This is a genomic window from Bradyrhizobium sp. Tv2a-2, assembly GCF_000472425.1.
Taxonomy (GTDB): Bacteria; Pseudomonadota; Alphaproteobacteria; order Rhizobiales; family Xanthobacteraceae; genus Bradyrhizobium.
Genome location: NZ_AXAI01000063.1, coordinates 1 through 7,682 on the forward strand (window position 1 = coordinate 1; position 7,682 = coordinate 7,682).

The 7,682-nt window shown below is 54.8% G+C and carries 4 protein-coding genes and 1 pseudogene; 4 read left to right on the forward strand and 1 reads right to left on the reverse strand.

Annotation, left to right across the window (positions count from 1 at the left end):
• Positions 1-1,015, reverse strand: a pseudogene (locus A3AI_RS48595) (carbohydrate porin); the annotation flags it as partial.
• Between the two features lie 1,776 nt (positions 1,016-2,791).
• Here A3AI_RS48595 and A3AI_RS47105 point away from each other — a divergent pair.
• The 4 genes from A3AI_RS47105 (at position 2,792) to A3AI_RS0141400 (ending at position 6,976) form a co-directional block, all read left to right on the forward strand.
• Positions 2,792-3,586, forward strand: coding sequence for an MBL fold metallo-hydrolase (locus A3AI_RS47105; protein ID WP_084801228.1), 795 nt, complete (start codon positions 2,792-2,794; stop codon positions 3,584-3,586).
• A 131-nt stretch (positions 3,587-3,717) separates the two neighbouring features.
• Complete coding sequence (locus A3AI_RS48600) at positions 3,718-5,289, forward strand: alpha/beta hydrolase domain-containing protein (protein ID WP_024521068.1); 1,572 nt, start codon at positions 3,718-3,720, stop codon at positions 5,287-5,289.
• Positions 5,289-5,777, forward strand: coding sequence for an alpha/beta hydrolase domain-containing protein (locus A3AI_RS0141395; protein ID WP_024521069.1), 489 nt, complete (start codon positions 5,289-5,291; stop codon positions 5,775-5,777). The genes A3AI_RS48600 and A3AI_RS0141395 overlap by 1 nt, the downstream gene beginning before the upstream one ends.
• A gap of 260 nt (positions 5,778-6,037) precedes the next feature.
• Positions 6,038-6,976 (forward strand): polysaccharide deacetylase family protein, encoded by a 939-nt coding sequence (locus A3AI_RS0141400; RefSeq protein WP_024521070.1) that lies wholly within the window; start codon positions 6,038-6,040, stop codon positions 6,974-6,976.
• The last annotated feature ends 706 nt before the right edge of the window (positions 6,977-7,682 follow it).

The following is a 7,682-nucleotide window of genomic DNA, read 5'->3' on the forward strand; positions in this document are numbered from 1 at the left end:
GAACGCCCGTGTTCGGCGTGCTCCAGGTCAAGCCGGTGGGATTTTGGGTTACTTCTGTAAATACACCGTCTGGACTGATCGAGCGTTGGAGTGAGACCCTGTTATACAGGCGGTCATCGATATTTAACTTCAGGTTGAGAGCTGGCGTCGGAGTAGCGTTACTACTCATGCCGCCCTGGTATAGAATATTCGACGACGGCCCGAAAACGTTTGCCCCTGCATTTCCTCCAACCGTTGTGCCTGCGAACTCAGTTGAGTTCCTGAGATAGCCCACCTTGAGTTCGATCCTCCTGTCAAGAAACGTCTGGTAATAGGCAATTTCATTGATCCCCAATCTGTCTGGCCCCCCGGGTTGCCATGTCCAAGATTGCTGCTCGGTGCCCAGAATGATCTGACCATCGGGAATCCCAAATCGGCTGAGGTCGTAAGTCACCATCATGTAGTTCGTGGTACTAAATGTCGGATTCTGGCCGTTGTAGAGTTGATTGGCGATCGTGCTTCTGGCCGCATTCGGCAGCAGATTGTTGACATAGGTGTTAACTGTCCAGCCAATATATCCAATCCCGACGTCCGCCAGCGCGGATCTCACGCCGCCCTTATCCTGAGTCACAGTATCAGCTGGACCAGGTATGTTGAGCCACATGCCCTTTTCACGTAGATTTTCAAATTTTGCAAACGGGGCAGTGTTGTTTTGAGTTTTGTCTTTAGCGACTTTATCCGAACCGTCGCTCTTGGGATGACGTGTGTTGATAGCCTCGGCCGGCCTCGCGCTGTCGACAGGACCCGCCACTGCGCGTTCACGCCGTTTTTCGAGATTTGCGAGCCGGTCTTTCTTCTTTTGAACGCTTTTGGCAACCTTATCCGGAGTATCGACTTTTGCGCTAGGCGTGTGGCTAATTTCTGCTTTCGCCGAACTGCTGATGAAACTCGCTGCAAGAGACAGCGCGATGAAAAGCGCCTTCTCCTTTGTAGTGGGCCGAAACCTGAAAACGGAGTCTCCAGATTGACCAGCCAAGTAACCCGGTTCATCAAATCACCACGTGGAACGTGTGCGTTGGCAACGTCGCTACTTTTCATCTCAACTCGCATAATGCCCCCGAAAACAACTAGGCCCCTTTTGGCGGGGTGATCCATCGCATTGAGACCGCGACGGACGGATGACGCTCATCGAATAATTCGATATCGATGGCGACAACATGCGATGGTGCTTTGGCGCTCATGGAAAAAGCTAGGCGTGAAGAAGATCCAAAACTGGTGCGCGAGATATCACTGCACGAGGAAAACAAAGGCGCCCGCGATTGCGCGCGACAACTCTTGGGTGCAATACGCCTCCTTGGAGCGAGGCGTAAATGCAAGCGAGCCGATAAGCGCTTTGCTGACCTCAAGAGCCGAAGGTTCCGAGAGCATGCGGCTTCGAGAGCTCGTCGTTCGGTGGCGAATTTGGTCTCCGAACCTGAAGACCGCTGCGCTTGGAAAGCCTCGATCAACCCGTTATGCTACCGCCGAGGTCCGTTGCGTGAACCTCCGTGAGTTGCCAAAATCATCCCTGCTATCGAGCCCCCGTCCGGGGTGCTTACAATAAAAGAGCTAACTTTTTCAACAGCATCGCCAGCTTCGATGGTCGGGAAGTCACCGCAAACTAGATCTGACGATGCGCAATTAATTAAATCCGATCTCGCGCGCTCTCCAGTCCGGATCGTTTGTTCTAGAATTGAGGGTTCAGCGCCCGCCGCGCTCTAACGACACGTGGGGGATAGTAACTCAATGACGCAGCGCGATGAGCCTCGAAGGCCTGCTATCGCCAAACGAGTGCGTTTTCGCGTGAGAGATCCGATCTCGTGTCACGGCTTACCGGCGTCTTCTCCGATTGAGCAATGTAGCGATTTTCGTCTCGGTCAACTACCAGTGCCAGCAATTGATTCAGAGCACCAACTCATGTCACTTGAGCGTTGGCCGGTCAAATGCTGGAAGGCCCACGGCACGCAACGTCAACCACGAACTAGTCTCGCTTACGGCCGTGATGAATGCATTATTTCGTTGCCTGGACAAATGCACCCGCCAGCGCCTCCAACATGGCGCTATCGCTCCCGATCCGACTGCTCTCTGGCTTGTAAAGGGTTCCTGTTGTCGGCCGCCTGCTACCAGGAACGGGGCGGATCACTGCCGAGATCGAGTTTGAACTCAGCTATACCGCAAGTCCGCTGGACATCGGCCACGGTCTGGCCCGCAAACAGGGGGAGTTCTCTGGGGGCAGCGCCGGCGCGTGGCGGTCAGGCGGTCGATCGTGTGTGATCCCTATGTTTTCCTGGCATACGACCCGCTGTTCGAGCCAAGCTGCGTGTGCAAACGCGCGCTGCGATCAGAGGGTTCGAACAGCGGCTCGGGGGAAGCGCGCTTCGGCCAAGGCGGGTGAATGGTATTCTTTCCCGGGCGACAATTCACTCAGGATCACCGAACGGATCCAGGGATTGCTGCAGGAAGTAGTAACGCTCCGCCGCACGCCCGAGCAGGCCATGCGGCAGATGACCGAAATTGTCCAGCAACTTCTTCCGAAGTGAGGCGGTAATGGGCGGTGATGGGGGCGGCTCCCGCAACAGGTTCGCGTCTCGGGGCCGGCTTGCCAGATGTCCGAACTTGCTCTGGCAAGAAGACGCAGATCGCCACCTCACGAGACAGGTAGCGCAGGGCTCACCGCATCGACTTCGGGGCGTTGTTGTGCCCAAGGCCCCAGCTAAGCGCGGCCGATCATCGGCAGAAAAGTTCAAAAATCACCAACAGAAGGTTAGTTTTCATGAATGACGCTCTCTACAAAGTCCGCTTTCTCGGTGTTGCTGCCTATGAGATCGTTGTCCCCGACGGCAGGCATATTTTGCTTGATCCGTTCTTGACCGGAAATCCAGCATGTAAAGTTGCTGTCGAAGATTTGGACCGCGTCGATCTCATTCTTGTGACTCATGCCGCGCTCGATCACCTTGGCGATGCACATACCATCGCCAAACGCACGGGAGCCCCGGTCGTGTGTGGAGGTGAAGTATCGGCCTATCTCAAGGCGATGAACGTTCCGGCATCTCAAATGAGGACGACAGCTTGGGGAATGCGCCTTGAAGTAAGTGGGTTTGAAATACAGACGGTGGAGTGCCGACATTGCTCAGGCACAACCGCGCCAGATGGTTCTTTTGTTTCCGGAATCCCCCTGTCATTTATCGCTGAACTTGGGGACGGCATCCGTTGGTATCATCCGGGCGACACTTCATTGTTTTCAGATATGCGATTGCAGGGCGAGCTGTACAAACCGACAATCGGCTCTCTGGGCATTGCCAATCCAACCGGCCTTTCCGATTCAAAGCCAGGTCGAAAACTCACAACAGTTCTTTCGCCGCGCGAAGGCGTCTTGGCTGCACAGTGGCTTGGACTCAAGACAGTCTTGCCCTGTCACTATACTGATCCTGCGGATCCGTTGGTTATTGAATTTCAGAATTGTCTTTCGGAAGCTCGAGCAAAGGGTGAAAGCGTGCCAGAAGCAATTGTTCTACGGGGAGGAGATTGGATTACCATCGACGCGACCGGCAAAGTGTGCCGCATCTAATCAGCAGCCAAAACACTTGCTAAGGAGCTCGGTTTGGCGATCGACCATTACCATCATGTATTCGGTCGCTCTAATCTAACTGAATGGTTCCGAATTCCCAGTGACCAGGTGGCAATTGAAATGCGAGCAAAATGAGAAACGAGATTGTTGTTGAGATAACGCAGCGTGAGCTCTTCGCCGATGGTCATCATTTCGACCAGGTCGGTCCCTACGAACGTCTGCGCGGTTGTGCGCATTTCGCGGTCGACCCGGGCGCGCCCGCACAATCTGAAATACTCGATCTGAAACTGGCGCCTCGAAACAGGAGCGGATTAGTCGAGTTTTCTGCTGACTTCCTAATCCTAAAGCCGACAAATCCACGCCGTGGCAACGGTCGACTGTTTTATGATTGTGGGAACCGGGGCAACATGCGCTCCCTACAATACTTTAACGACGCTCCCGCGAGTAATGATCCAAGGACGCTCGAGGACGCGGGAAATGGCTTCTTGTTTCGCCGGGGGTACACGGTACTTTGGAGCGCTTGGCAAGGTGACATCGTTCGTGGGAATGATCGCGTCATCCTTCAAGTGCCTGTGGCAATTGACCGGGGAGCGGCGATCACTGGCAAGGTATTGCAAGAGTATACGGTTCGCGAAGGCTCCCATACGATGCCTTTGTCGGGTCGTGTCGATGCCCACTGTTATCCAACGGTTTCTTTAGACACGCGCGACGCAACACTAACTCGCCGACGATATCCCTACAGTGATCGTGAAGTCATAAGTCCGACTGCGTGGCGGTTTGCCCGTACCGAGGGGGCGAGTGGGCCCAGCGGTCAAAACGAAAAAGTTGGCATACTGCCTTCGTCAACGCATATCTTCCTTCAGGACGGTTTCGAGCCGGGTTGGATCTACGAGCTCATCTACACTGCGCGGGATCCCCTTGTCCTTGGTCTTGGCTATGTAGCGCTACGTGATTTGATTAGCTACTTCCGGTACGAGAGCGAGGACTCGCTAGGTAGTCCCAATCCGGTAGGGCGAGTGGAAAGAGCCTTTGGGTGGGGACGTTCCCAGACAGGACGCTTTTTGCGAGACTTCGTCTATCATTGGTTCAATGCGGATACGAAAGGCCGGCGGGTGTTCGACGGTGTCATGCCCCACGTTTCGGGTGCCGGAATGATTCACATGAACCGTCGTTTTGCGAATGTGTTTTCGCCCAGCGGCGGGGCTTATCAGCATCGCTTCTGCTATGGTGACCGCTTTCCCTTCTCCTATGCTGAAACAACGGATCACCTAACAGGAGTTAGAGATGCAATCCTCAAGCGACCAGATACGGATCCGCTTGTCATTCATTCGCATACATCGACTGAATATTGGCAGAGACGCGGCTCGCTGGTCCATACGGATACCAAGGGCGAGGATCTTGAGCAGCCGTCGACCGTACGGATCTATCACTGGGCGAGCTCACAGCATTCCGCGAACCCAAGAGATATTTCTCCGGTGCAGCCGCTAGACGTTGTGAACCTAGTCAACAACATTTACACGTCGCCCTTCTTCAGGGCGATGCTCGAAGCGTTGGACGCTTGGACGTCACGTGTGTGGCTCCGCCGACCTCTAGCTATCCTACTCGCAAGGCCGGTACGCTTCTCTCCTATTCTGAGTGGGCGGAGCAATTCCCTGTTATCCCTGGCCAGATGGTACCTAAAGAGGCTCTCGGACTGCCCTTAATGGATTTCGGACCACGCACGGCAGAAGGTCTGCTCACCGTGCTCCCTCCCAGCATACTGGATCACGACGGCTATGTGGTTCTGGTTCCGAAGGTCGACGAGGATGGCAATGAATGCGACGGAGTCAAAGCGCCAATGGTGGCAGCCCCCTTGGGAACGTACACAGGTTGGAATCTGCTGAAACGCGGCTACGGTCATGGTGCCACCAGCTGGTTGACGAAAGGCAGCTACATCCCGTTTCCCGATACACCTGACGAAATGAAAATAACCCGCGACCCTCGTAAATCAATCCTTGAGCGTTATGGCTCATGTAACGCCTATATTGGCAAAATTGGTGAGGCCGCGGAACTGCTCGTCGAACAACGGTTGATGATCGAAGAGGATGTTGATCGCGTCGTTGCGAGGGCCGCTGATTGGGGAAGACCTCGGACGGACGTGAGACTGCCGAAATCTTTAAATCGTAGTGTCGAGAGGTCTGTCGAGTCGTAACGGCTGCGATGGCCGAAGAGCAAAGTTAGTCGTGCGCTAGGTGCTTGTGTTCAGGCCAAACGACTAAGTCAAGCTCGCCGCAGACGACGTCGATCACGCTCCTGCGAGACCAGCTAAATTGATACTTCCGATGCAGTTCTCTGTCCCGATCGGCTCGAGAGCGGCATTTGCCTCAGTCGGCGCCTCAAAGCGTCATGACCAGCGGTGGCTCGGTTCGTGGTCGGTGCAGGAGTCGTCACCAATGAAAGGTTGAATACCCAATGGACGCACGAAATCACGACGGCCTCAACCAGGAGCCCTGGCTTTGGCCGACTCAGGTCTGGCAGCAAAAGCTCAATAGGGTCAGAGCCGGTAAAGCCCTGAAGCCAGGCAAATGGAAAGGTAACGCTCGGTTGGCGGTAGCGTTGTCCTTCGATTCCGACCACGAGACTTCGGAGCTACGGAACGGGGGTGTTTCATTTGGAAGAATGAGCCAGGGCCAATATGGAGCCCGCTCAGGCATGCCGCGTATTCTCCGTATTCTCGAGAAATACGCAGTGCCTGCTTCGTTTTTCATGCCAGCGGTCTCAGCAATGATTCATCCGGAAGAAGCGGCGATGATAGTGGCCGCAGGCCATGAGCTGGGGATGCACAGTTGGATTCATGAGTCCAACTCCCGCCTCGATGAAAGCACGGAGCGTGAGCTAGCACTACGCGCCGCCAGTACACTAGAACATCTTTCTGGTATCCGTCCGGTTGGAATGCGTACCGCTTCCTGGGATTTTACTCCATCAACGTTGAAAATCGCGCGAGAGATGGGGCTGCTCTACGACTCGTCGCTGATGGCCGATGATGAACCCTACGAACTTCTCGAGGACGGTGAGCCGACCGGCATCGTTGAAATTCCAGTTGAATGGATCCGCGACGATTCAGCATACTTGGCGATGGACCGGACGGTCGGCGCGCGTCCTTACGGCGCGCCGTTGATGATCCTGGATATCTTTCGGCGGGAGTTGGAGCTCGCCTATGATGAGGGGGGGCTCTTTCAGCTTACGATGCACCCTCATCAAATCGGCCACCGCTCGCGCATTTTCATTCTCGAAGAGATTATCAGGCTCGCGCACTCCAAACCCGACGTCTGGTTCGCCACCCATGCCGAACTTGCTGCCTACTGCGCGAATGAGGCGGGTCTTGCTGCAGCCTCCAAGGCACCATCTTAGGGCTTGGTCAATCAACGTCCAGGTGATCAATAGCTGCGCACGCAACCCGCCTGGATTTTTAAGAGGAGGGGGTGCCTGAATCATGGGTCTCGATGATCGCGCCGGAGAGAAGCAGCCCCGAATAGTTTGCGACAGGGTAACAGCGACCACCCTCGGTGCTGGGACAAACCGAGACCTTACAAGCCTGCTCCATTATCAGATCCAGCCTGCCGCAAATTGAGCGCGCATCACATAGAGCTGATAGGCCCGAAGCGTGCACTCGTCAACAACATGCCACGGATCATCAGGACGCTACTCGTAAGCCGGAAAAACTACAGAGATCCGGTCGCAGCCAAGGAGATTTAAGCCCGGCGGGCAAAAGGTTGTGGTCGAAGGAAGGCATCGCGCAATAGTCGGTGAGATGGTCTCCGAATATGATCATGGTGCGTCGAGCATGCTTTATGATTTGATTCCAGTGCGCGAACTCGATGCGGGCCCTACTCCATCGCTGCATCAGAGGCCGAATAGATGGTCGCATTCGAGTACGAGTCAATCATCATCAAAACTGCTTGAACTTGGTGGGCTGCAAAGATGAGCTATGCCATTGTCTTTGAGGACCTTAGAAGAAGACTGTCGTTGACGCAGAGAAATTCAGCGCGTGTCCCGTTTTGGGCGTGTATGTGACGCTTGTGGGGTTATCGATGTATGACAGGCCTATGTTTGCATA

Bases quoted from the DNA above. Each gene is read 5' to 3' on its own strand.
- A3AI_RS0141400 (WP_024521070.1), top strand. From the start codon at position 6,038: ATGGACGCACGAAATCACGACGGCCTCAACCAGGAGCCCTGGCTTTGG.
- A3AI_RS0141395 (WP_024521069.1), top strand. From the start codon at position 5,289: ATGGATTTCGGACCACGCACGGCAGAAGGTCTGCTCACCGTGCTCCCT.
- A3AI_RS48600 (WP_024521068.1), top strand. From the start codon at position 3,718: ATGAGAAACGAGATTGTTGTTGAGATAACGCAGCGTGAGCTCTTCGCC.
- A3AI_RS47105 (WP_084801228.1), top strand. From the start codon at position 2,792: ATGAATGACGCTCTCTACAAAGTCCGCTTTCTCGGTGTTGCTGCCTAT.